This is a genomic window from Stenotrophomonas maltophilia (assembly GCF_003970865.1).
Taxonomy (GTDB): domain Bacteria; phylum Pseudomonadota; class Gammaproteobacteria; order Xanthomonadales; family Xanthomonadaceae; genus Stenotrophomonas; species Stenotrophomonas maltophilia_AR.
Genome location: NZ_RXLZ01000076.1, coordinates 1 through 21,251 on the forward strand (window position 1 = coordinate 1; position 21,251 = coordinate 21,251).

Below are 21,251 nucleotides of genomic sequence, written 5' to 3' on the forward strand. Positions count from 1 at the left end.
GTGGAATACATCCAGTACTACAACGAAGAGCGCATCAAATTGAAATTGAAAGGCCTGAGCCCGGTAAAGTACCGGGAGCGGGCCCAATCGGCCGCCTGACCCCGTCCAAGTCTCGGGGGTCACTTCAGGGACGGGTTTACGGCGTCTCCCGCCACCGGACCCACCCCGCCTCCCACGGGAAACCCGCTTCTGCTTCGGCTGTTGCTGTTGCTGTTGCCCTGGTTCGCAGCGGGTGCAGGGCTGCAAGCCCTGCCGACCAACCCCCTACTTTGCCTGCTCGCAGAACTTCTGCCGGTACTCGAGCGCCTTCGGCATCAGCGCCTGCAGATTCTGGATGCGAGTGCCCGGGTTCGGGTGGGTCGAGGAAAACTCCGGTGGCGACTGGCCGCCGCTGGCCTGGCCCATGCGCTGCCACAGCGGCACCGCCTCGCGCGGATCGAAGCACGCCGCCGCAGCCAGCATCAGGCCCACTTCGTCGGCCTGCGTCTCGTGGCTGCGCGCATACGGCAGCAGGTAGCCATAGCCCATCGCCGACATCATCATCTGTTGCTGCTGCGCATCCATGCCGCTGGCGGCGCCGGCCACCTGCCCGATCTGGGTCAGCTTCTGCTGGGCCATGCGCTGTGCACCATGGCGCAGCAGTGCATGGGCAATCTCATGGCCCATCACCACCGCCATCGCATCGCGGGTGCGCGCCACCGGCACCAACCCGGTGTAGACCGCCATCTTGCCGCCCGGCAGGCAGAACGCATTGGCCTGGTCGGATGGGATCACATTCACTTCCCACTGGAAATCCCGCGCGAAATGCGCCGGCTGCACGCCGTGCTCCTGGGCCAGCGCGGTCTCCACCACATCGACCTTGGCAATCAGGCGCTGGGCGATGTCACGCACATCGCGCGCGATCGGTGCGTTGGGGTCCATCGGCCGTTCCTGCGACAGGATCTGCTGGTAGGCCTGCAGCCCCAAAGCGGTCTCCTGGCGCGCGTCCAGGCTGCTGTCGATCATCACCTTCTCGCCGGTATACGGATCCACCGTGCGGTTGGAAAACCAGTAGAACACCGCATAGCCGGCGGCCAGCAACAGCACCCACCAGCGGATGTTGCCGAACAGGCCGCGGCGCTGCGAGCCTTGTGGCGGGCGGGAAAAGGGATCGTTGCGCATCGGGTCGGCTTCCAGCAGGCCCCGCCGGCCGGCGGGCACGGCGCAATCTTAGTGCGCCGATGCCAGCAACGGGTGAAGCCGGCCGCCGATCAGATGCCGCGTACCAGGCGGAAGCCGATGCGCGCGTTTGTGGTATCCGAGTCCTGGGATTGCCGCCAGGCCGCGCGGGTCTGCTCCGGCGCATTGGCCCAGTTGCCCCCCCGGATCACCCGTGCGCGGCAGCCCGGGTTGAACCAGGCGGCGCCATCGGAGGGCGCGCGCCGGTAGCTGGCATGCCAGCAATCGGCCACCCATTCGCTGAGATTGCCGCCCATGTCGTGCAGGCCGAAGGCATTGGCCTGGAAACTGCCTACCGGTGCCGGCCCCCACCAGCCATCACCATAGCCGATGAAGGCGTTGTGCCAGTGCCGCCCGGACGGCGACACATCCTTGCTGCCGGTGAAATTGCCGCTGCCCGGCGGCGGCGTGCCCGCATCGCCCCAGGGGTAGCGACCACTGTTGCCGCCGCGCAGCGCGTACTCGAACTCCGCTTCACTGGGCAACCGGTAGCTGCGCCCGGTCTGCTCGGACAACCACGCCGCATAGTTTTCGGCATCGCGGATGCTGACGTGCATCACCGGCGAATTGGCCATTGCGCGGCCACCGTCGTAATCCGAGCGCCAGTCCACGCCGCTGCGGCGGATGAAGTTGCCGCTGCGCTCGTCATAGACCACCGAATGGCCGCGCCGCGTCGCCCGGGGGCGCGCATTGGTCGCCTTCACGTAGCGCTGGAAATCGCTGACCGTGACCTCGGTGATCGCCATCGCGAAGCCTCGATCAAAGCGTACATAGTGCGATGGTCGCTCGGCATCGCTCGAACCCGGTTCGGCATCGCCAGCGCCCATCTGGAAACCGCCGTGCGGCACCACCACCATCTGCGGCCCGCGTCCGCCATCACGCATGGCGTCGCTGAATACCTGTCCCGGGCGGAAGCTGCCGTAGTGGGTGGCCAAGTCGATACGCTCACGCAGCTGGGCCACCACCGCGTCTCCCGGCAGGGCGATGCGCAGGGCTTCGGCCAGTTTCTCGCGCGCCGGCTTCAGGCCCTGCGGCGTGGACAGGTCGCGCAGGCCGTCATCGCGCAGCTGCAGCAATGCCGCCGCACGGATCTGCTCGATGCGCTCGAAAGCGTCGGCGATGGTCGGCGACGAGTCGCGCACCTTGCTGGCTTCGGCCAGCCAGGTGCCCGCGCTGGCGAAATCGCGCGTGCGTGCAGCGTCCTCGGCACGGCGGATCAGCCCACTTTCGGCCGCGGCCAGCCCCTGCCGTGCACGGCTGTTGTTCTCATCCAGTGCCAGTGCCTCGCGGAAGTTGCCGATGGCCCCGTCCCCGTCCTCGCCGATCCGGTCCGAGCGCAGGTCCTCTTCGCCAGCGCGGTTGTAAGCGACCACCCGCTGGGCAAGCTCCACCCGTCCCTGCAGTGCGCGTACCTTCTCGTCCTTCGGCGCCAGCATCAGCAGAACCAGCGCCTGGCGGCTGGCCTCGGCCAGCGCCTCGCGCTGCTTCAGCGGCCGAACCAGCAGCGCATCCGCCTGCTGCTGCAGGCGCTGGCGGGCACGCTGCAGGCCCTGGCGGGCCAGGCGGTCATCCGGGTCCTCTTCCTGTACCGCCAGCCACAGCGGGATGGCGGCATCGGCATCCTCATACAGCCGGCCCTCGGAGAAGGCCTGCCCGGCCGCGCGGCGCAACTGGGCCAGGCTGCGGCCCTGCCGATCCACCCGCGGTGGCGTCCACTGCTGTACATCCTCAGCGGCATCCTCACCGGCGATGGTCACGCTGCCCTGCCCGGCCTGCGGGCGCTCGTCGCTGTCTGCGTTCACGGACGGGCGCGCCTCCTCCCCGGCACTCCGGTCCGCTGCCGTGGGGGGCGACGGCGTGCAGCCCGCCAAGGCCATGGCCAGGGCGGTGCACAGCGCGGACGACAACGGAAAACGCAAGCGGAGCCTCCTTCGGCACGGACGCGCACCGACGTTAGGCTATTCTCCCCTGCCTGAGCAAACCCGAGTAGTAGGCCCTGAACCGTGGCAACCTGGATCACCACCCCCGCCGAGCTGGATGCGTACTTCCAGCAGCGCCCGACCCGCATCGGCCTGGACACCGAATTCATCCGTGAACGCACCTTCTGGCCGCAGCTGGCCCTGGTGCAGATGGCGGTCGGGCAGGACATCCTGCTGATCGACCCGCTGATTCCCGGCATGACCGAGGCGCTGGCGCCGTGGCTGGCCGATGAATCCATCACCAAGGTGATGCACAGCGCCAGCGAAGACCTGGTCGCCTTCAAGTGGGCGTGCGGCGTGCTGCCGCGACCACTGTTCGACACCCAGATCGGTGCCGCGCTGGCCGGCATCGGCGGCGGCATGGGCTACCAGAAGCTGGTGGCGGAAATCACCGGCGTCGCCCTGGCCAAGGGCGAAACCCGTTCGGACTGGATGCGCCGCCCGCTTTCGGAGTCGCAGCTGCAGTATGCCGCCGACGATGTCGAGCACCTGTTCGCGCTGCATGACGCCATTGATGCCAAGCTGCAGGCGCTCGGCCGCCAGCAGTGGCTGCACGACGATGGCGAGCGCCTGCTGGCCAGCGTCGCCAACGACGAGGACCGCTGGCCGCATCTGGCGATGCGCTCGGCACAGTTCCTCGACGCGGCCGCACAGCACCGCCTGCTGCGCCTGCTGCGCTGGCGTGATGTGCAGGCACGCAACAGCGACCGCCCGCGAAGCTGGATCCTGGACAACGAACTGGCCGCCTCGCTGGCACGCACGCCGCCGGCCGACGAGGCTGCGCTGGGCAAGCTGTTCGAGCAGTTCCCGAAGGCACCGCGCAAGCTGGCCGGTGCGGTCTGGCAGGCGCTGTCCACGCCGCTGGCCGATGAGGCCGGGGCACCGCTGGCGCTGCCCGCCAATGACAGCAACAAGCAGGCGGTGAAGAAGCTGCAGGACGCGGTGGCCGAACGCAGCCGCGAGCTGGGCCTGCCGGATGGCGTCCTTGCCTCGCGCAAGCACCTGGAAAGCTATCTGGAACGTCGCCAATGGCCGGCAGCCCTGGCCGGCTGGCGCCAGCAGGAACTGGAATCGCGACTGCAGGCACTGTTGCCGGCGCGCTGACACTGCGGGCGCTGGCACTGCGCCGGCGCCCGCAACACACAGAATGAGCATCTGCCACGCTTGCCGACGCGCGCGCGGGCCTGTCCAATAGCGTCCCCGCTATTGTTGGATTGCATCAGATGACAAATGGACTTGTAAAAGACGGCCTTTCCATGGACGACCTGGCCTGGCGCGCGCAGGCGCGCACCGCGCTGCAGGAACACGACCATGCAGCACTCGAGTCGCTGCTTGCCCCACACGAACAGGCCTGGCTGAACGGCACCCGGCCGCTGCCCGGCATCCGCTGGCGCCTGCGCAACCTGCAGGACACGGCGCTGCCCCTGGATGAGCGCCTGCAGCAGGCGCAACGATGGGTTGCCGCCGCTCCCCACAGCTATTACGCACACCTGCGCCTGGGTGCCTGCTGGGAGTCGGCCGCTGGCGCCCTGCGCAGCGCCGATGTGGCCGCACTGGTGGAAGACAGCCAGTGGCTGGCCGCACAGCAGGCACGCGACCACGCCGTGCATGCCTACCTGCAGGCGATCGCGCTGTCGCAGCGCCCGGCGTTGGCGCTGGATGGCATCAAGCGCATCACCAGCTACCTGCGCGAGCCAAACTGGCTGCGCGCGCTCCAGGCGGGGCAATCGCCGGAATCCGATGAAGCAGCCTTGGCCGAGCACTATCCGCAAGCCTGGCCGCAGGCATTGCAGCTACTGTCGCGCTTCGGTGCCCCGTTGCAGACGCTGCCGGATGCGCTGCCCACGTTGCTGCGCGATCGCAGCGAGGACGATTTCGATGCCCCTCTCGCGTACTGGATGCGCCTGGTGCTGGAGCAGCGTCCGGACGACCTGGGCACGCTGGAAGACACCCTCTACTACCTGTACCCGCGCTGGGGCGGCAGTCACGAAGCGATGGAGGATTTCATCGAGGGCGGCTGGTGTCGTGGCCTGGAGCTGGCACAGCGCAATGCGTTGCGCTGGTGCAAGGAACAGGACTGGATGGGAGACCTGCCGCGCCGCGGGGATGCCGAAGCGGTAGCCGTGCATGAGCGCGCGTATGCACAGATCCTTGACTGGCACCTGGAGGGCTACGTGCGTGCTGAAGTCCTGACCCAGCGTGCTGCATTCCGCTTTCATCTCGGGCGCATCGAGGAGATCGAAGACCAGGTGCAATGGGATGCCGGATGCATGCAGGCCGTGCTTGAGGACCTGCAGCAGGCCTGGGTGCTGGATCGAGACATGGTCCTGCACGGAGGTTTCAGCAGCCTGGAGGCCTGCACCTGGTTCGCCCATGTGGACGGCGCCGAAGCGCTGTTCGCGCAGGTGGTGGACTACGCCGCGCGCGAAGGTGATTCCGCGCTCGGCCTGCTCTGGGCCGCAACCGCCATCGAGCATGGGCTGCTCGGCCAGGAAGCCGATCCGGCACGTGCGCAACCCCTGCTGCAGCGCGCCCTGAAACTGGCGGTGCAGCAGAAGACGTCCACGGTCACCTTCGCTTCCAATCTGTTCTGCGATGTCTCGCAGGCCGCAGGCCTGTCGCTGTTGCAGCGCATGGCCGACGACGGCGACGCCGGTGCGATGGCCGCGCTGTGCGACCTGTACAAGGGCCGGATGGGCGGCCGCGACCAGCCGGACTTCGTCGATGCCCAGAAAGCCCTGTACTGGCAGGAGCGTGCCGTCGAAGGCGGCGACCTGATCGCCACCTACAACCTGGCCGTGCGCCAGGTCGCTGCAGGCGGCGCGGACAATGAAGCGCGTGCGCGCGAGCTGTACCTGCGCTGCCTGCGCGAAGCCGACGCCGGTGAGCGCGTGTGGGGCCCGGCCTGCCGCAACCTGGCCTGCCTGGCATTCGATGGCCAGAACGACGCGCACAAGCGCGAAGCGGTCGAACGCGCCTTGATTCCGCTGTGGTGGCGCGGTGAGGACGACGACAAGCTGTGGGCGGCCGGCTACCTGGCCGACGTCTACCACTTCGGTAACGGCGTCCCGGCCAATGCATTCCTCGCCCTGACCTGGCTGCAGCGCGCCAGCGAGATCGATCCGGAGTATGTGGACGTGGTACGCATGACGCCGCTGATCAACGGCGAAGGCCGCTGGTTCGGCGCCAGCCGCGCACGCAAGCAGCAGGAACAGGACCGCCAGCAGGTGGACAGCGCCACCTGGGCCCTGACCTTCGGCCAGCGCAGCCAGGACAGCAACCTCACTGCGGTCTGAAGCAACGAAAAGGGCGGCCCGGTAATCCGGGTCGCCCTTTGCATTCCAGCAACGCGATGGCGGGATGCCCCGCCATCGCGACAGCGCATTACCAGTTCATGTTCAGCGAGACACCGACGGTGCGCGGCTCGTTGTAGACCGCGGCCATGTAGTTCTCGATCACACCCTTGAGGTTCTTCTCGTTGGTGATGTTGCGCGCGAACAGCGCCACTTCGTAGGCACCGTAGTTGCCCGAGTAGCCGATCTTCAGGCCACCCTCGAAGTCACCCTTGGAGTTGAACTCCTTGCTGTCGTACAGCACGAAGCTGGTGTAACCCTGCTTGTTCCAGTCGGTGGACACGAACATGGTGCCGGCATCGCTGACCGGGAAGTCGTAGCGGGCGGCCAGGTTGACGTTGTACTTCGGCGCGTTCGGCAGCGGGTTGCCGTCGATCTGGGCGAAGGTGTTGGCACCGACCTTGATGGTCGGGTCGCCGACGGTGCAGACCACCTGGCCGTTGAGGCCGCAGACCTGCGCGTACACACGCTTGTCCTTGATCTCGCTGTGCAACAGGCTCAGGCCGGCGCTCAGGGTCAGGTTCGGGATCGGGCGCAGCTCCATGTCGGCTTCGAAACCGTAGGCCTTGGCCTTGTCGGCATTGAACAGCACGCCGTTGCCGTCCGAATCGTTGCCGTTGAGCTGGATGTCGTTGACGGTGTAGGTGAACGCGGTGGCATTCAGGCGCAAGCGGTTGTCCCACAGGCTGCTCTTCACGCCCGCTTCCCAGGACAGGATCGTCTCGGAATCGGCGGTGGTGAAGTCGGCATTGAACACCGCCGAACGGCCCTGGATGGTCGGGCCACGGAAGCCACGCGCGACCTTGGCGTAGACGCTCACGTCCGGCGTGATCTGATACATCGCGCTCAGATCCCAGCTCGGGGTGGTGTCGGACATCTTGACGTCGGTGCGGCCCTTGTAGGTCACCACGCCGGCGGCGGTGTCAGCGGTCTTCAGCAGGCGGGTGTGCTTCTCGTCCTTGGTCTGGCGCAGGCCGGCAGTGACGGTGAACTTGTCGGTGAAGGCGTAGCTCAGCTGGCCGAAACCGGCCCACGAGGTGTTCTTGTTGCGCAGGCGCACCCAGTTGTTCGGGTTGCGTGCCGCGCCCTGCAGGAACCAGGCGCGCTGGTAGAAGTCGGTGGTGTCGCTACCGTTGAAGTAGAACGCACCGGCCTGCCACTGCAGCGCACTGTCGTCATGGCTGGCCAGGCGGAATTCCTGGGTCCACTGGTCCAGGTCACGGATGCGGCCCATCGACTGGCCATAGCCGTTCGGCACGCCGTTCACCGGGAAGTTCACCGCAGCGCCGCCATCGGTGTCGCCGCGGCTGTAGCCGGAGGTGGTCTCGTAGGCGGTGATCGAGGTGAAGTCGATCGCGCCGAAGTCGTAACGCGCCTTCACCGAGCCGCCGTAGGTCTTGTAGGCCTGCGGGTTGTTGTCGGCTTCGTCGTAGGCGACCTGATCACGCGGCACGTCGGTCTTGTTCGAGCCCTTCGTCAGCGCACCGCGCAGGAACAGGGTCGAGGTGCCTTCGTAATCACGGGCGTGGGCCGAGGCCAGGATCGAGAACTGGTCGCTCGGGGTCAGCAGCAGCTGCGCGCGCACGTTGCGGTCATCGAAGCCGCCCATGGCGTTCTTCTTCGGGCTGACCGTGCCGTCGGCGCTCGGGCCCTTGTAGGTGTTGTCGACGTAGTCGTCGCGGTGCTGGTACAGCGCCGACACGCGGAACGAGGCGATGTCGTTGATCGGGCCGCCGAAGCCGCCGTCGATCGACACGCTGTTATAGGTCGCATAGCTGGCGCTGACGCGGCCGGTGTAGTCCTGGGTCGGCTTCAGCGTGTCGAACTTGATGATGCCGGCGGTGGTGTTGCGGCCGAACAGCGAGCCCTGCGGGCCGCGCAGCACTTCCACCTGGTCCACGTCATAGACCGGGTTGGACTTCAGCACCACATGTTCCAGCACCACGTCGTCCTGGATGATCGACACCGGCTGCGAGGCACCCAGGTAGAAGTCGATGTTGCCCAGGCCACGGATGTAGAAGCGCGGGAAGATGCGGCCGGTGGTGGTTTCCGCATACAGGCTCGGCACGCGGCCGGACAGCGCCAGCAGGGTGTCGTCGCCGCCGGCGGTGAAGTCGCGCATGCGCTCGCCCTGCACCACGCCCACCGAGACCGGCACTTCCTGCAGGTTCTGCTCGCGGTGTTCGGCGGTCACGGTGATCGTGTCCAGGCCGGTCGGGGTCGGCGCGCTGTCCTGCGCGGCGGCACCGAAGCTGGCAGCCAGGGCCAGGCCGGCACAGGCCAGGGCCAGCGGGTGGCGGCGGAAGGAAACAAAGGAAGACGACATACCCGACAGGCGGCGGGAATCGGAATGGGAGGGCATGAAATGCTCTGAGGAGGCGTCCGTGCGGCCTGCGCGAGCCGGGCGGCAAAAAGGAAGAAAACTGCGCAAGCCGCCATTATCCCCCAAATTGTTACGATTTCGTTGCGCAGCCTCCAAGCCCGGCGAAACCAGCGGTTTCGGCACAGTCACCGGGCATTCCGCACGCCCTGAAGGCTTGACTCAGGGCAGCGGGCCCAACGCCACATCGACCATCGCCAGCAGCCGCTCGCGGCTGATGCCGTCACGCGCCTGCACCGAAATGCCGTGCAGCACCGTGGCGAAGTGATCGCCCAGTGCCTGCACCGCCACATCGCCGGCCAGCTCCCCTTCGGACTGCGCCTGCTGCAGGCGCGCGATGATCGCCGCCGTACGCTGGCGACGATGGCTGGCCAACCAGTCCCGCACGCCCTCGCCATCGGGCGAGACGCTGCTGGCCGAGGACACCACCAGGCAACCATGCGGCCGCCCGCGCCGGGTGTAGGTCAGCACCGCTTCGCGCAGCATGGAGCCGATCGCCTCACGCAGCGTGGCCTGCTCCAGCGCGCGCGGCGCGAAGCCGCCCTCGCCTTCCTCGTACAGCGCAACGGCTTCGCGGAACAACTGCTCCTTGCTGCCGAACGCGGCGTAGATGCGTGCAGAGGCAATGCCCAGTGCTTCGACCAGTGCCGACATCGACGTGCCTTCATAGCCGTGCTGCCAGAACAGCAGCATCGCCTTGCGCAACGCCTGGTCCCTGTCGAATTCGCGCGGTCGCCCTGCCATCTGCCTGCCTGCTCCAGTGAGGCGCGCAGTGTAACGCGGGTGTTGACCACCGCGAGGGCCGCGCCTATTCTTTGTCGATCGACAAACAATTGGAGCAACACATGCAGACCCTCAAGGGCCCCAGCCTGCACCTGGCGCAGTTCGCCGGCGACCAGGCCCCATTCAACTCACTTGCCGGCATCGCCGAGTGGGCCGCCGGCCACGGTTTCAAGGCCCTGCAGATCCCGGCCTGGGATGCACGCCTGTTCGACCTGGCCACTGCTGCCGAAAGCCAGGACTACTGCGACGACCTCCGCGGCACCCTGGCCGAGCACGGCCTGCAGGTCAGCGAACTGACCACCCACATCCTCGGCCAGCTGGTCGCCGTGCATCCGGCCTACGACGAACTCTGCGATGGTTTCGCACCCGAAGCACTGCGCGGCAATCCGAAGGCCCGCAGCGAATGGGCGCAGCAGCAGTTGCACCTGGCCGCCCGTGCGTCACGCCGTCTCGGCCTGCAGGACATGGGCACTTTCTCCGGCTCGTTCGCCTGGCCCTACCTGTTCCCGTTCCCGCAGCGCCCGCCGGGCCTGATCGACGCCGCGTTCGACGAACTGGCGCGACGCTGGCGGCCGATCCTCGACACCTGCGAGGACAACGGCATCAACCTCTGCTACGAGATCCATCCCAGCGAAGACCTGCATGACGGCACCAGCTTCGAGCGCTTCTTCGAGCGCGTTGGCCAGCACCAGCGCTGCCGCATCCTGTTCGATCCCAGCCACTTCGTGCTGCAGCAGCTGGACTACCTGGAGTACCTGGACATCTACCACCCGCTGATCCGCATGTTCCATGTCAAGGACGCCGAATTCCGTCCGAGCGGGCGCCAGGGCATCTATGGAGGCTATGCCGACTGGACCGAGCGTGCGGGCCGCTTCCGCTCGCTGGGCGATGGCCAGGTCGACTTCAAGTCGATCTTCTCCAAGCTCGCCCAGTACGACTACGCGGGCTGGGCAACGCTGGAATGGGAGTGCTGCCTGAAGGACCAGGAAGCTGGAGCGCGCGAAGGTGCCGCGTTCATCCGCGACCACATCATTCCGGTCACCGACAAGATTTTCGACGACTTCGCCGGTGCACCGATCAGCACCGCGCAGATGCAGCAGATGCTCGGCATTGCCTGAGCCCCAACGGAGCACTCCCCCATGACCACTTCCCTTTCCGCTGGCGCTGCCGGCGACGCTTCGCTGCGCCACCACTACCTGCGCATTGATGGCCAGCGCGTGCATTGTGTATCCGCCGGCCACGGTGAACCGGTGCTGCTGATTCCCGGCTGGCCGCAGACCTGGTACGCCTGGCGCCACGTGCTGCACGCGCTGGCCGAGGCCGGCTTCGAAGCCATCGCGGTTGATCCGCCGGGCATCGGCGAATCCGACCGCCCCGCCCACGGCTACGACACCGGCAGCGCCGCCGCAGTCCTGCACCAGACCATGCAGGCACTGGGCCACGACCGCTACCAGGTGGTCGGGCATGACATCGGCATGTGGATCGCCTATGCGCTGGCCAGCGACCAGCCGCAGGCGGTGCGCCAGCTGGCGGTCACCGAAGCGGTGATTCCCGGCCTTGCGCCGGAACCGGGCATCTTCGCTGCACCGGCCGACAACATCTTCCTCTGGCACTTCATGTTCAACCAGGTTGCCGATCTGCCCGAGGCGCTCATCAGCGGTCGCGAACGCGCCTACCTGGAATTCATGTTCGACCGCTGGTCGTACCGACGCGATGCAGTGGCCGCCGACACCTACATTGCCGCCTACAGTCGCCCCGGCGCGCTGCGCGCCGGCTTCGCCTGGTACCGTGCGATTCCAGAAACGATCCGCCAGAACAAGCTGCGCGCGCAGCGCCGGCTGCCGATGCCGGTGCTGGCGATCGGCGCCGAACACGCCACCGGCGATGCGCCGATGCTGACCCTGCAACCGCATGCCGATGACGTGCGCGGCAGCATCGTGCCGGGCTGCGGCCACTTCATCATGGAAGAAGCGCCGCAGGCATTTCTTGCACAGCTGCTGCCGTTCCTGCAGGAGGCACACCATGCAGCTTGAACCGGCGCTGCAGCAGTTCGTCGATGCCATCGCGGCCCATCCGCTGCCGGAGGACCTGCGCGAGCTGCGGGCGATCAGCGAGAGCGCGCTGCCCCAGCTGCAGGGCGCGCCGCAGCCGGTTGCGCATGCGATCGAACATGCGGTGATCGCACGCGACGGCCACGCATTGGAAGTCCGCCTTTACACACCGGAAGGGCTGCCCGATGGACCGGCGCCGGCCTTGTTGTTCGCCCATGGCGGCGGCTGGTTCCAGTGTTCGCTGGCGGTCTACGACGGTCCCTGCCGCGCCCTGGCCAATGCCAGCGGCTGCGTGATTGTCGCCGTGGGCTACCGGCTGGCGCCGGAGCACCCGTTCCCGGTTCCACTGCATGACGTCGCCGACGCCTGGCAGTGGTTGCATGACAACGCCGAGCACCTCGGCCTGGACGCACAGCGGCTGGCGATCGGTGGCGACAGCGCGGGTGGCAACCTCGCAGCCGCCTGCTGCCTGCTGCTGCGCGAACGGGGCCTGCCGCAACCGTGCCACCAGCTGCTGCTGTACCCGGCGCTGGATGCCGGCATGAGCAGCGATTCCTACCGCGACTACGCCACGGGCTATTACCTCAGCGCCGAACTGATGCAGCGCTGCTGGCAGGCCTATCTGGGTGATCTGGATCAACCGCCGTCACTGGCCTCGCCCGCCCACGCAACCGACCTGCAGGGGCTGGCGCCAGCCTCCGTGCTCAGCTGCGAGCACGATCCGCTGCGCGACGAGGCCGAGCAGTACGCGCACCGCCTGCAGGCTGCGGGGGTCGACTGCACGCTGGAGCGGTTGCCGGGGATGATCCACGCGTGCATCCACCTGCAGGGCGTGGCTGTTTCCACCGGCGTGGCGGTACAGCGCGCGGGCGATCTGCTGCGCCAGGCCCTGGTCTGAACCGGCCAGGGGCGGTAGCAGATCCACGCCTGCCACCGTCCCGGCCCGGCGCTTGGCAAGCCCGGCAGGCAGCGCTACACTGAAACCCTGCCGTGGGGCCATAGCTCAGCTGGGAGAGCGCGTCGTTCGCAATGACGAGGTCAGGAGTTCGATCCTCCTTGGCTCCACCACTATTCAGAAGAACCCGTAGATCTCCGTGATCTGCGGGTTTTTTCTTTTAGCGCCCGCGGCTCAGCCGGGCTCCTGGCCGCCATCCTTGCGCCGGGGGCTGCGCGAATGCGTATCACGCACCTGTTGATCGTGCTGCCCCGGCCGCTGCTTGGCCACATCGTCCTGCTTCCTGTCCTGGCGGCTTTCCTGGATACCCTGCTTCGGGTCCTGATCCCTGCCTCGCTCGTTCATCGAAATCTCCCACGCCGGCGGCGGGCCCACGTTGCCCACCACGCTAGAGGTTGCCGGGTAAGCCGCAGGTCAGTCCTGCGCCAACGTCATGTGCAGGCACTGGCTTGCCGCCGCGGCCCCCGCGCAGTCAGAATCCGAGGCACCACGCCCACCGGTATGCCATGCCCTCTTCTACCCAGCACGCAGCCCACGCGTTGCCGATGCTCCTCGATGCGACCAAGGGCAGCATCCAGCTCGGCAACCTGCCGATACTGATCGGCCCCACCCTGACACGGGATGAGGCGCGCGTCGCCTTCGCCACGCTGATGCATGGCGAGCGCGACGTCGGCACCGGCTACGTCTGGCTCAGCCTGCACCAGCTCAGCCTGGGCGGCGCGCCCGCTGGCATCAGCCTGTGCTTCCACGGGCAACAGCTCGACATGGTGACGATGGGCGTCAATCTACCCGGTGCAACGTTGGAAGACGGCTGGCCGACCCAGGCCGCGATCGATGCCGAAGTCGCCTTCATGCGCCGCACCCTGGGTGCGGCGCTGGGTCGCAAACTGGCCGGCGGCCACGCCCGGTTCGACTGGGGCGAAGCCTGGGCCCGTTTCGATCCGAAAGGCTTCATGGCCAGCAGCGGTATCCGCTACGCGCCACGCCCCTGACCCCGCTCAGGTACGGGTGATCGACACTCCCCCCTCCACGCGCATCGCGGTACCGGTAACGAAACTGCTTTCATCGCTGGCCAGGAACAACGCCGCGTTGGCGATCTCCTCCGGCTCGGCCATGCGCTTCAGTGCGTGCAGCGAGCGCACGAAGTCGCGAGCATCGCCGGTCGGTGCCGCCTGCCGGCCCATCTCGGTATCGGTGCCACCGGGCAACAGCACGTTGCTGCGTACGCCGCGCGCGCCGTATTCGGCAGCGATCACCTGGCTCAGGCCGATCAGCCCGGCCTTGCTCGACGCATAGGCCGCCATGCCCGGGAATCCCACGGTGTGGCCGACGAAAGTGCCAATGAACACCAGCGAGCCGCCGCCGCGCGCCAGCAGTGCCGGCAACTGCGCGCGTGCGGCATGGAAGGCCGCATCCAGATTGGTCGCCATCACCTCGCGCCAGGCGTCCACCGGGAACTCCGCCGCCGGCACGCCCGGGCCGAGCATGCCGGCATTGTTGAGGGCGATGTCCAGGCCGCCGAATGACTGCTGGGCCAGATCGACCAGCGCCTGTGCCGTGCCCGGATCAGCCACATCGGCGGCATGCACCACGGCTTCGCCACCGGCGGCGCGAATCTGCTCGGCCAGCGCCTGCAGCGGCTCCGGCCGCCGTGCGTTGAGCACCAGCTTTGCCCCTTCGGCAGCGAAACGCAGCGCGCTGGCGCGGCCGATGCCGGCGCTGGCACCGGTGATGAGGGCGATCTTGTTGTTCAGGCGCATGGTCGTGGTACCGGTTGTGAAGTGGCCGCCACAATGCCGCGCCTTCGGCCTGCCGACACTCCGTTTCCGGGCCTAGCCCGTCGGTGCAGGAAACGGAGTTTCCGCAGAACCGGCACGTGCCAGAATCCGGCCATGGACAGTACCGCCACCACCGCCCTCGATGCCCGCGTCGAACGGGTCTGCCGCCACCTTCAGGCCAGCCTCGACGAACCCTCGCTGCAGGAACTGGCCGACATCGCCGGCTGCAGCCCCACGCGCCTGCATCGCCTGTTCAAGCAAGCCACCGGGTTGACCCCGAAGCAGTACGCTGCCGCGCTGCGCGCCGACCGCCTGCGCACCGGGCTGGAACAACAGGAACGCATCACCGACGCCTTCCACGATGCCGGCTTCGGTTCCAGTGGACGCTTCTACGAGAACGCACCGAAGTTGCTGGGCATGACTCCCAAGCAATGGCGCGCAGGTGGTCGCGGCGAAGTCATCCACTTCGCGCTTGCCGAAAGTTCACTGGGCAGCGTGCTGGTGGCCAGCAGTGCCACCGGGGTGGTCGCGATCCTGCTCGGCGACAATCCGGAGACGCTGCTGCAGTCATTGCAGCAACGCTTCCGCCAGGCCGAACTGGTCGGCGCCGACCAGGGCTATGAGCAACTGGTGGCACAGGTGGTAGGCCTGGTCGAGGATCCTTCGCGAGGCGCCACGCTGCCGCTGGATATCCGCGGCACCGCGTTCCAGCAACGGGTGTGGCAGGCACTGCAGCAGATTCCGCGCGGGCAGACCGCGTCGTATGCGGATGTCGCCGCGCGTATCGGCGCCCCGCGCTCGAGCCGTGCGGTGGCCCGCGCATGCGCAAGCAACCCGCTGGCGGTGGCAGTCCCCTGCCACCGCGTGGTGCGCCGCGATGGCGACCTGTCCGGCTATGCGTGGGGCGTGGCGCGCAAGCGCGAACTGCTGCGCCGGGAAAAGGCCTCGACTGCCTGAAGTGGGTCCCGACCTTGATCGGCGCGCCCAGCTTCCGATAGCCGCCGACCAAGGTCGGCACGCTCAGCTTCCGGTAGGTGCCGACCTTGGTCGGCACACCGTCAAGCCCTCAATCCAGCTTCACCACCAACTTGCCGAAGTTGTGCCCCTTCAGCAGCCCGAAGAACGCCTCCGGCGCATTCTCCAGCCCTTCCACCACATCCTCGCGGTACTGGATGCGGCCTTCGCGCAGCCACTGCGGCATCTCGCGCTCGAAGTCCGGCCACAGGTGGTTGAAGTCGCGCACGATGAAACCGCGCACGGTCAGGCGCTGGCGCAGGATCTGGCTGAACAGTGCGGGCAACCGGTCCGGGCCGGGCTGCTCGACGCCCCGCTCGTTGTAGGTGGCGATGGTGCCGCACACCGGAATGCGGGCGAAGTCGTTGAGCAGCGGCAGCACTGCATCCAGCACATGGCCACCGACATTCTCGAAGTACACGTCGATGCCCGCAGGCACTGCCGCGCGCAGCTGGTCCGCAAAATCAGCGGCGCGATGATCCAGCGCCACGTCCACCCCCAGCGTCTGCAGATAGGCGCGCTTGGCTTCGCCACCGGCGATGGCGACCACGCGCGCGCCCTGCAGCATGGCCAGCTGGGCCACGGTCGCGCCCACCGGCCCGGTCGCGGCAGCCACCACCAGCGTCTCGCCCGGCTTCAAACGGGCGATTTCATGCAGACTGGAATAGGCGGTGAAGCCGGGCATGCCATATACCCCCAGCGCGGTACTCAGCGGCAGTCCGGCCGGGTCCAGGCGGCGCCCCAGTGCCTTGGCCGGCAGCACCGCGTGGGTCTGCCAGCCACCCGGCGCCAGCACCAGCTCACCTGCGGCTACGCCCTCGGCGTTCGACTGCAGCACCTCGGCCACGGTCTGCCCTTCCATCACCGCGCCCACCGCCACCGGCGCGGCGTACGACGGGCCCTCGTCCATGCGTCCACGCATATACGGGTCCAGCGACAGGTAGCGGTTGCGCAGCAGCACCTCGCCATCGGCCAGTGCCGGCAACGCTGTCTGTTCCAAGCGGAAGTTAGCTGCACCTGGCGCCCCCTGCGGACGCGACGCAAGCACGATGCGGGAGGTGGTGGAGGAATCGGACATGGCCAAGTCTCTGCTGTTGCCAGCATCGGGAAAGGACTGCCGACACTACGCCGCGGCGGTCCCCGATGGCGGCCACGAAAACAGCGTTCCATGGACCGGCGCGGCGCGGGTCCGGCGCAGCCCTTGCCCTTGCAACTTTGGCGATCGTGGCGGCCTGCTGATTTCCACCGCACACGATGATCGATTGACCACGCCCCGCCCTACAACGGAGGATCAAGCACTTGCGAGCGCGCAGACGGCAATGTGAAGAAATCTTGGCAAAACGCTTGCCGAAGACCCCGGACCTCCGTAATATACGCGTCCTTGGCAGCGACCTCGCTGCAACGAAACATGTGGCCGAGTAGCTCAGTTGGTAGAGCAGGGGATTGAAAATCCCCGTGTCGGCGGTTCGATTCCGTCTTCGGCCACCACTTTCGAAGGCCTGCAGAAATGCGGGTCTTTTTTTTCCGGAAACCGGGTTTGATCACGGTTACCGCACAATTTGGCCGAGTAGCTCAGTTGGTAGAGCAGGGGATTGAAAATCCCCGTGTCGGCGGTTCGATTCCGTCTTCGGCCACCATCTTCAGAGACCTGCAGAAATGCAGGTCTTTTTTTTGCGCGACCGTGCCTGCCGGCTCTGTAGTACCGTCCTTGGTTCACTGCATGGAGCACTGATGACATGGATGACGCCCCTTCTCTACCCCAACTGCAGCAATCGCTGCGACGCCTGCACTGGCTGGTTGCCGGGCTGTCCGTGTTGTTGCTGGGCCTGGCCGCAGTCACGGCCTGGCTGCTTTCGCAGCGCGACGCCCCATTACACGTCGATCATTTGAGCACGCGGCAGCTGCAGGTACTCGACGAGCACGGCGTGGTGCGGGTGGAGATTGGCCAGGACAGCGCAGAAGACGGGCGACGAAGCCGCGCCGCGGGCATCCTGATTTTCGATGCTTCCGGCGCCGAGCGAGGCGGCCTGAGTACATTCGAGGACGACAGCGTCGCTCTTGCCCTGGATGCCCCGAAGGGACAGGGCGAGAACCGTTGGCGGGACCGGGCCGGACTCCGTGTGGACGCCGACGGCTCCGCGCAACTGCTGCTGACCGACAATCTGACCCGCGGCGCAGTACGCCTGCATTCCAAGGGAACCGGCGGCGGAGGGCTGGACACCTTCAAATGGGATATGAGCAGCGGCACGCTGCATACGCGAACGCTTACCTTTGACGGCGACGAGCGCAGTCAACGCCCGTTCGAGCAGTAGATGCAACAGACGGCGGCAATGGTTGCCGGCGCATGGAACCTTTACACGTGGCCTTGGCCGCTCGCCTAAGCTCAGGACTCCTGAACGGAGTACGCCGATGCCTCTGCGCCCTGCCCTGCTCGCCTGCCTGCTGCTGGCTGCCCTGCCGGTGATCGCCGCCGAGCCGGTGCGCGCGGTCGATACGCTGGACATCGATCGCTATGCCGGCCAGTGGCACGAGATCGCGCATCTTCCGGTGTCGTTCCAGAAGCAGTGCATCGGCGAGATCACCGCCAACTACGGGCTGCGCCGCGATGGCCGCATCAGTGTCACCAATGCCTGCCGCAACGGCGACGGGGAACGTGTGGTTGCTGAAGGCGTGGCACGCCCGGTTGCCGGCCATCCCGGCCAGCTGCAGGTCCGCTTCGTGCCGGACTGGCTGAGCTGGGTGCCACTGGTCTGGGCCGACTACTGGGTCCTGGCCCTGGACCCGGACTATCAGTGGGCGTTGGTCGGTGAACCGGACCGCAAGTACCTGTGGATCCTCTCGCGCCTGCCGGAGATGGATCGCGCCCGGTTCGAACAGCTGAAAGCCAAGGCCGAGACGATGGGCTACGACCTCGGCCCGCTGCGCCTGATGGCCCCGATTCGCGATACGCCCGCCGACTGAATCACCCGCATCCGGCGCACCACGCGCGCGCCATCCGGCGCCGCGCACGCCCGGCCGCCATCTTCACGCGCTACCCTCTGCGACGGGTCGCCACAGGCGATCCAAATGACCATACGCCGTAGTATGCTTGTCCAACGCACCCCTCCAGAGGACCTGCGCCCATGCTCCACCGCTTCCGTATCGCCTTGATCGTCCTGTGCACCCTCGCCCTTGTTGCCTGCAACAACGGCATCGTCAAGCGTGTTTCGGAACCGGCGGCCAGCCTGCAGCAGCTGACCGTGCGCGCCGACGGCAACTGGACCGTGGCCCTGCGCCTGCAGAACTACAGCTCCATGCCGATGACCTTCGATGACGTCGCGCTGGCGCTGACCGTCGGCGACAGCGACGCCGGCACCCTGCAGGCTAAGCCGGGCATCTCCATCGGCGGCACCTCGGCCGATGTCATCCAGGTCGACCTGGTGCCCAGCTCGGCCGCACGCCTGGTGGTGGCCGATGCACTGGCCAGCAACCGCACCTTGGCTTACGGCCTGAAGGGAACGGTGGCGGCCACGCCGCAGGAAAAGAAGCAGCGCAGCTTCGACATCAGCAGCCGCAGCACCCTCAACCAGGCCCCGGGCCTGCCGGGCGTGCTGCGCTGACTCCCGCTTTCCGCCGCGGCGCCCGGCGCCGCTCCCCCTGTCCCTGATCAAATCGAGACGTACCGATGAGCAGCTACACCGCCCCGCTTTCCGACCTCCGTTTCGCCCTGCACGATGTGCTCAAGGTCGAACCCCTGTTCGCCCGCCTGGGCTTCACCGACGCCACCGCCGACGTGGTCGATGCCGTGCTGGAAGAAGCCGGCCGCTTCAGCGCCACCGTGCTGGCCCCGCTCAACAGCGTCGGCGACGAAATCGGCTGCGTGCTCGACCAGGCCACCGGTGAAGTGACCACCCCACCCGGCTTCAAGCAGGCCTACGACCAGTTCGTCGATGGCGGCTGGACCGGCCTGACCGCCTCGCCGGAGCTGGGCGGCCAGGGCCTGCCGCACACCCTCGGTGTGCCGCTCAACGAAATGATCAACGCCGCCAACCTGGCGTGGGGCAACTTCCCGCTGCTTTCGCACGGCGCCATCGAAGCACTGAAGCAGCACGGCGAGGCCTGGCAGCACGACGCCTTCCTCAAGCCGCTGATCGAAGGCCGCTGGACCGGCACGATGTGCCTGACCGAACCGCACTGCGGCACCGACCTGGGCCTGCTCAAGACCAAGGCCGAACCGAATGCCGATGGCAGCTACTCGATCACCGGCACCAAGATCTTCATCACCGCCGGCGAGCACGACCTGACCGGCAACATCGTGCACCTGGTGCTGGCCAAGCTGCCCGACGCCCCTCCGGGCGCCAAGGGCATCTCGCTGTTCGTCACCCCCAAGTTCAAGGTCGACCGCGATGGCAATGTCGGCGAGCGCAACGCACTGCGCTGCGGCTCGATCGAGCACAAGATGGGCATCAAGGGTTCGGTCACCTGCGTGATGAACTTCGACGGTGCGCAGGGTTACCTGGTCGGCCAGCCGCACAAGGGCCTGCAGGCCATGTTCACCATGATGAACACCGCGCGCCTGGGTGTGGGCCTGCAGGGCATCGGCCTGTCCGAGCGCGCTTACCAGAACGCACTGAAGTACAGCCGTGAACGCCTGCAGTCGCGCGCCCTGAGCGGCGCCAAGTTCCCGGACAAGCCGGCCGACCCGATCCTGGTCCACCCGGATGTGCGCCGCATGCTGCTGACGGTGAAGTCGCTGGTCGAAGGCAGCCGCCTGCTGGCGCTGCACGCCGCCACCCTGATCGACGTTGCCCATCACGCCGAGGATGTCGCCGAGCGCGAGCGCGCCGACACTCTGGTGAGCTTCCTGACCCCGATCTCCAAGGCCTGCCAGACCGAATGGGGCATCGAGAACACCTACAACGCCCTGCAGTGCTTCGGTGGCCACGGCTATATCCGCGAACACGGCATGGAACAGCTGGCCCGCGATGCCCGCATCACGACGCTGTATGAAGGCACCACCGGCATCCAGGCACTGGACCTGATCGGCCGCAAGACCGCATCCAGCCAGGGCGCCGGACTGAAGCTGATGCTGGCCGAGATCGAAGCCTTCGCCAAGGAACACGAAGGCAACGAGGCGCTGGCCGAGTTCATCACCCCGCTGCGCGCCAAGGCCGCCGAATGGGGCAAGCTGACCATCGACGTGCTGCAGCGCGCGGCCGGCAATCCGGACGAACTGGGCGCAGCCAGCTACGACTACCTGTTCTATTCGGGTTACGTGGTGCTGGCCTACTGGTGGGCCCGCAGCGTGGCCGCCGCCGATGCCAGCGCGCACGGCGCCGCCTTCGCCCAGGGCAAGCGCGAGACCGCACGGTTCTACTTCGCCCGCGTGCTGCCGCGCACCCTCAGCCACGCCGCCGCGATCCAGGCCGGCGCCGCCCCGCTGATGGCGATGGACGACGAGCGCTTCGGCGCCTGAGCCGGGCTGCCGCCCGGCACCCGCGGTTGCGCCGGCCGCTGGCCGGCAACCGCAAAAGCCGGCTTCCTGCGGGATGGCGAGGCGGATCCAATTGCGGGGGACGGCGCAAGTACGTCCCTGTAGCCTCGGTCGCCGCATGCTCGTGTGCGCTGTCCTGCGCACACGGCAGGACCGGGGTTGGGCGTCCTGCCCAACCCCCCCGGGCAGTGCCCCGAGCCCGGTTCCTGTGACACTCCCCCGGCCCCCCGGGGGGCCCCCCCCTCCGGCCCCCCCTCTCCGCTTAAA

The 21,251-nt window shown here is 67.4% G+C and carries 19 protein-coding genes and 3 tRNA genes; 15 read left to right on the top strand and 7 right to left on the bottom strand.

Annotated elements, in window-relative coordinates; genetic code table 11:
* Window positions 1–99, top strand: a 99-nt coding sequence (locus EKL94_RS19445; protein WP_148105810.1) for an IS3 family transposase, incomplete at its 5' end; no start/stop codon positions are given.
* Between the two features lie 165 nt (window positions 100–264).
* Here EKL94_RS19445 and EKL94_RS19450 read toward each other — a convergent pair.
* Window positions 265–1,161: a M48 family metallopeptidase gene (locus EKL94_RS19450; RefSeq protein ID WP_019336850.1), complete on the bottom strand. Its 897-nt coding sequence runs from the start codon at window positions 1,159–1,161 to the stop codon at window positions 265–267.
* 89 nt (window positions 1,162–1,250) lie between these two features.
* Window positions 1,251–3,137 (bottom strand): formylglycine-generating enzyme family protein, encoded by a 1,887-nt coding sequence (locus EKL94_RS19455; RefSeq protein ID WP_126930300.1) that lies wholly within the window; start codon window positions 3,135–3,137, stop codon window positions 1,251–1,253.
* Window positions 3,138–3,221: 84 nt separating this feature from the next.
* Between EKL94_RS19455 and rnd the strand changes: the two genes are divergently transcribed.
* Together rnd and EKL94_RS19465 are read left to right on the top strand one after the other, a co-directional pair.
* Window positions 3,222–4,301 (top strand): ribonuclease D, encoded by a 1,080-nt coding sequence (gene rnd / locus EKL94_RS19460; protein WP_126930301.1) that lies wholly within the window; start codon window positions 3,222–3,224, stop codon window positions 4,299–4,301.
* 152 nt (window positions 4,302–4,453) lie between these two features.
* Complete coding sequence (locus EKL94_RS19465; RefSeq protein ID WP_260473467.1) at window positions 4,454–6,493, top strand: DUF4034 domain-containing protein; 2,040 nt, start codon at window positions 4,454–4,456, stop codon at window positions 6,491–6,493.
* Window positions 6,494–6,581: 88 nt separating this feature from the next.
* On the opposite strand, the gene EKL94_RS19470 is transcribed toward EKL94_RS19465, so the two are convergent.
* Both EKL94_RS19470 and EKL94_RS19475 read right to left on the bottom strand, forming a co-directional pair.
* Entirely contained in the window at window positions 6,582–8,912 is a 2,331-nt protein-coding gene (locus tag EKL94_RS19470; protein ID WP_126930303.1) for a TonB-dependent receptor, read from the bottom strand.
* Window positions 8,913–9,092: 180 nt separating this feature from the next.
* On the bottom strand, window positions 9,093–9,674 hold the full coding sequence (locus tag EKL94_RS19475; protein WP_049395558.1) for a TetR/AcrR family transcriptional regulator: 582 nt from the start codon (window positions 9,672–9,674) through the stop codon (window positions 9,093–9,095).
* Between the two features lie 101 nt (window positions 9,675–9,775).
* Between EKL94_RS19475 and EKL94_RS19480 the strand changes: the two genes are divergently transcribed.
* The 4 genes from EKL94_RS19480 to EKL94_RS19495 all read left to right on the top strand — a co-directional run bounded on the left by EKL94_RS19480 (window position 9,776) and on the right by EKL94_RS19495 (window position 12,832).
* Window positions 9,776–10,831: a sugar phosphate isomerase/epimerase family protein gene (locus EKL94_RS19480; RefSeq protein ID WP_126930304.1), complete on the top strand. Its 1,056-nt coding sequence runs from the start codon at window positions 9,776–9,778 to the stop codon at window positions 10,829–10,831.
* A 21-nt stretch (window positions 10,832–10,852) separates the two neighbouring features.
* Window positions 10,853–11,746 carry an alpha/beta fold hydrolase gene (locus EKL94_RS19485; RefSeq protein ID WP_126930305.1) on the top strand — a complete coding sequence of 298 codons (894 nt, stop codon included), beginning with the start codon at window positions 10,853–10,855 and terminating at the stop codon, window positions 11,744–11,746.
* Window positions 11,736–12,662, top strand: a complete 927-nt coding sequence (locus EKL94_RS19490) for an alpha/beta hydrolase (RefSeq protein ID WP_126930306.1) — start codon at window positions 11,736–11,738, stop codon at window positions 12,660–12,662. The genes EKL94_RS19485 and EKL94_RS19490 overlap by 11 nt, the downstream gene beginning before the upstream one ends.
* Before the next feature lie 94 nt (window positions 12,663–12,756).
* Window positions 12,757–12,832, top strand: a tRNA-Ala gene (locus EKL94_RS19495).
* Between the two features lie 61 nt (window positions 12,833–12,893).
* Here the strand turns inward: EKL94_RS19495 and EKL94_RS22475 are convergent.
* On the bottom strand, window positions 12,894–13,064 hold the full coding sequence (locus tag EKL94_RS22475; RefSeq protein WP_185830059.1) for a hypothetical protein: 171 nt from the start codon (window positions 13,062–13,064) through the stop codon (window positions 12,894–12,896).
* Window positions 13,065–13,225: 161 nt separating this feature from the next.
* On the opposite strand from EKL94_RS22475, the gene EKL94_RS19500 reads away from it, so the two are divergent.
* Window positions 13,226–13,711, top strand: coding sequence for a hypothetical protein (locus EKL94_RS19500; protein WP_126930307.1), 486 nt, complete (start codon window positions 13,226–13,228; stop codon window positions 13,709–13,711).
* 6 nt (window positions 13,712–13,717) lie between these two features.
* Here the strand turns inward: EKL94_RS19500 and EKL94_RS19505 are convergent, their stop codons facing one another.
* On the bottom strand, window positions 13,718–14,479 hold the full coding sequence (locus tag EKL94_RS19505; RefSeq protein WP_126930308.1) for an SDR family oxidoreductase: 762 nt from the start codon (window positions 14,477–14,479) through the stop codon (window positions 13,718–13,720).
* Between the two features lie 132 nt (window positions 14,480–14,611).
* Here EKL94_RS19505 and EKL94_RS19510 point away from each other — a divergent pair, with 132 nt between their 5' ends.
* Entirely contained in the window at window positions 14,612–15,454 is an 843-nt protein-coding gene (locus EKL94_RS19510) for a bifunctional transcriptional activator/DNA repair enzyme AdaA (protein WP_126930309.1), read from the top strand.
* Window positions 15,455–15,563: 109 nt separating this feature from the next.
* On the opposite strand, the gene EKL94_RS19515 is transcribed toward EKL94_RS19510, so the two are convergent.
* Entirely contained in the window at window positions 15,564–16,589 is a 1,026-nt protein-coding gene (locus EKL94_RS19515) for an NADPH-dependent curcumin/dihydrocurcumin reductase (RefSeq protein WP_126930310.1), read from the bottom strand.
* Between the two features lie 334 nt (window positions 16,590–16,923).
* Here EKL94_RS19515 and EKL94_RS19520 point away from each other — a divergent pair.
* The 6 genes from EKL94_RS19520 (at window position 16,924) to EKL94_RS19545 (ending at window position 20,966) form a co-directional block, all read left to right on the top strand.
* Window positions 16,924–16,999, top strand: a tRNA-Phe gene (locus tag EKL94_RS19520).
* A 73-nt stretch (window positions 17,000–17,072) separates the two neighbouring features.
* Window positions 17,073–17,148, top strand: a tRNA-Phe gene (locus tag EKL94_RS19525).
* A gap of 99 nt (window positions 17,149–17,247) precedes the next feature.
* Window positions 17,248–17,823 carry a hypothetical protein gene (locus tag EKL94_RS19530; RefSeq protein ID WP_126930311.1) on the top strand — a complete coding sequence of 192 codons (576 nt, stop codon included), beginning with the start codon at window positions 17,248–17,250 and terminating at the stop codon, window positions 17,821–17,823.
* Window positions 17,824–17,920: 97 nt separating this feature from the next.
* Window positions 17,921–18,472: a lipocalin family protein gene (locus tag EKL94_RS19535; protein ID WP_126930312.1), complete on the top strand. Its 552-nt coding sequence runs from the start codon at window positions 17,921–17,923 to the stop codon at window positions 18,470–18,472.
* 161 nt (window positions 18,473–18,633) lie between these two features.
* Window positions 18,634–19,110, top strand: a complete 477-nt coding sequence (locus EKL94_RS19540; RefSeq protein ID WP_049401709.1) for an LEA/WHy family protein — start codon at window positions 18,634–18,636, stop codon at window positions 19,108–19,110.
* A gap of 65 nt (window positions 19,111–19,175) precedes the next feature.
* Window positions 19,176–20,966 carry an acyl-CoA dehydrogenase C-terminal domain-containing protein gene (locus EKL94_RS19545; protein WP_126930313.1) on the top strand — a complete coding sequence of 597 codons (1,791 nt, stop codon included), beginning with the start codon at window positions 19,176–19,178 and terminating at the stop codon, window positions 20,964–20,966.
* The last annotated feature ends 285 nt before the right edge of the window (window positions 20,967–21,251 follow it).

Bases quoted from the DNA above. Each gene is read 5' to 3' on its own strand.
- EKL94_RS19450 (WP_019336850.1), bottom strand. From the start codon at position 1,161: ATGCGCAACGATCCCTTTTCCCGCCCGCCACAAGGCTCGCAGCGCCGC.
- EKL94_RS19465 (WP_260473467.1), top strand. From the start codon at position 4,454: ATGGACGACCTGGCCTGGCGCGCGCAGGCGCGCACCGCGCTGCAGGAA.
- EKL94_RS19470 (WP_126930303.1), bottom strand. From the start codon at position 8,912: ATGCCCTCCCATTCCGATTCCCGCCGCCTGTCGGGTATGTCGTCTTCC.
- EKL94_RS19475 (WP_049395558.1), bottom strand. From the start codon at position 9,674: ATGGCAGGGCGACCGCGCGAATTCGACAGGGACCAGGCGTTGCGCAAG.
- EKL94_RS19480 (WP_126930304.1), top strand. From the start codon at position 9,776: ATGCAGACCCTCAAGGGCCCCAGCCTGCACCTGGCGCAGTTCGCCGGC.
- EKL94_RS19485 (WP_126930305.1), top strand. From the start codon at position 10,853: ATGACCACTTCCCTTTCCGCTGGCGCTGCCGGCGACGCTTCGCTGCGC.
- EKL94_RS19490 (WP_126930306.1), top strand. From the start codon at position 11,736: ATGCAGCTTGAACCGGCGCTGCAGCAGTTCGTCGATGCCATCGCGGCC.
- EKL94_RS22475 (WP_185830059.1), bottom strand. From the start codon at position 13,064: ATGAACGAGCGAGGCAGGGATCAGGACCCGAAGCAGGGTATCCAGGAA.
- EKL94_RS19500 (WP_126930307.1), top strand. From the start codon at position 13,226: ATGCCCTCTTCTACCCAGCACGCAGCCCACGCGTTGCCGATGCTCCTC.
- EKL94_RS19505 (WP_126930308.1), bottom strand. From the start codon at position 14,479: ATGCGCCTGAACAACAAGATCGCCCTCATCACCGGTGCCAGCGCCGGC.
- EKL94_RS19510 (WP_126930309.1), top strand. From the start codon at position 14,612: ATGGACAGTACCGCCACCACCGCCCTCGATGCCCGCGTCGAACGGGTC.
- EKL94_RS19515 (WP_126930310.1), bottom strand. From the start codon at position 16,589: ATGTCCGATTCCTCCACCACCTCCCGCATCGTGCTTGCGTCGCGTCCG.
- EKL94_RS19530 (WP_126930311.1), top strand. From the start codon at position 17,248: ATGGATGACGCCCCTTCTCTACCCCAACTGCAGCAATCGCTGCGACGC.
- EKL94_RS19535 (WP_126930312.1), top strand. From the start codon at position 17,921: ATGCCTCTGCGCCCTGCCCTGCTCGCCTGCCTGCTGCTGGCTGCCCTG.
- EKL94_RS19540 (WP_049401709.1), top strand. From the start codon at position 18,634: ATGCTCCACCGCTTCCGTATCGCCTTGATCGTCCTGTGCACCCTCGCC.
- EKL94_RS19545 (WP_126930313.1), top strand. From the start codon at position 19,176: ATGAGCAGCTACACCGCCCCGCTTTCCGACCTCCGTTTCGCCCTGCAC.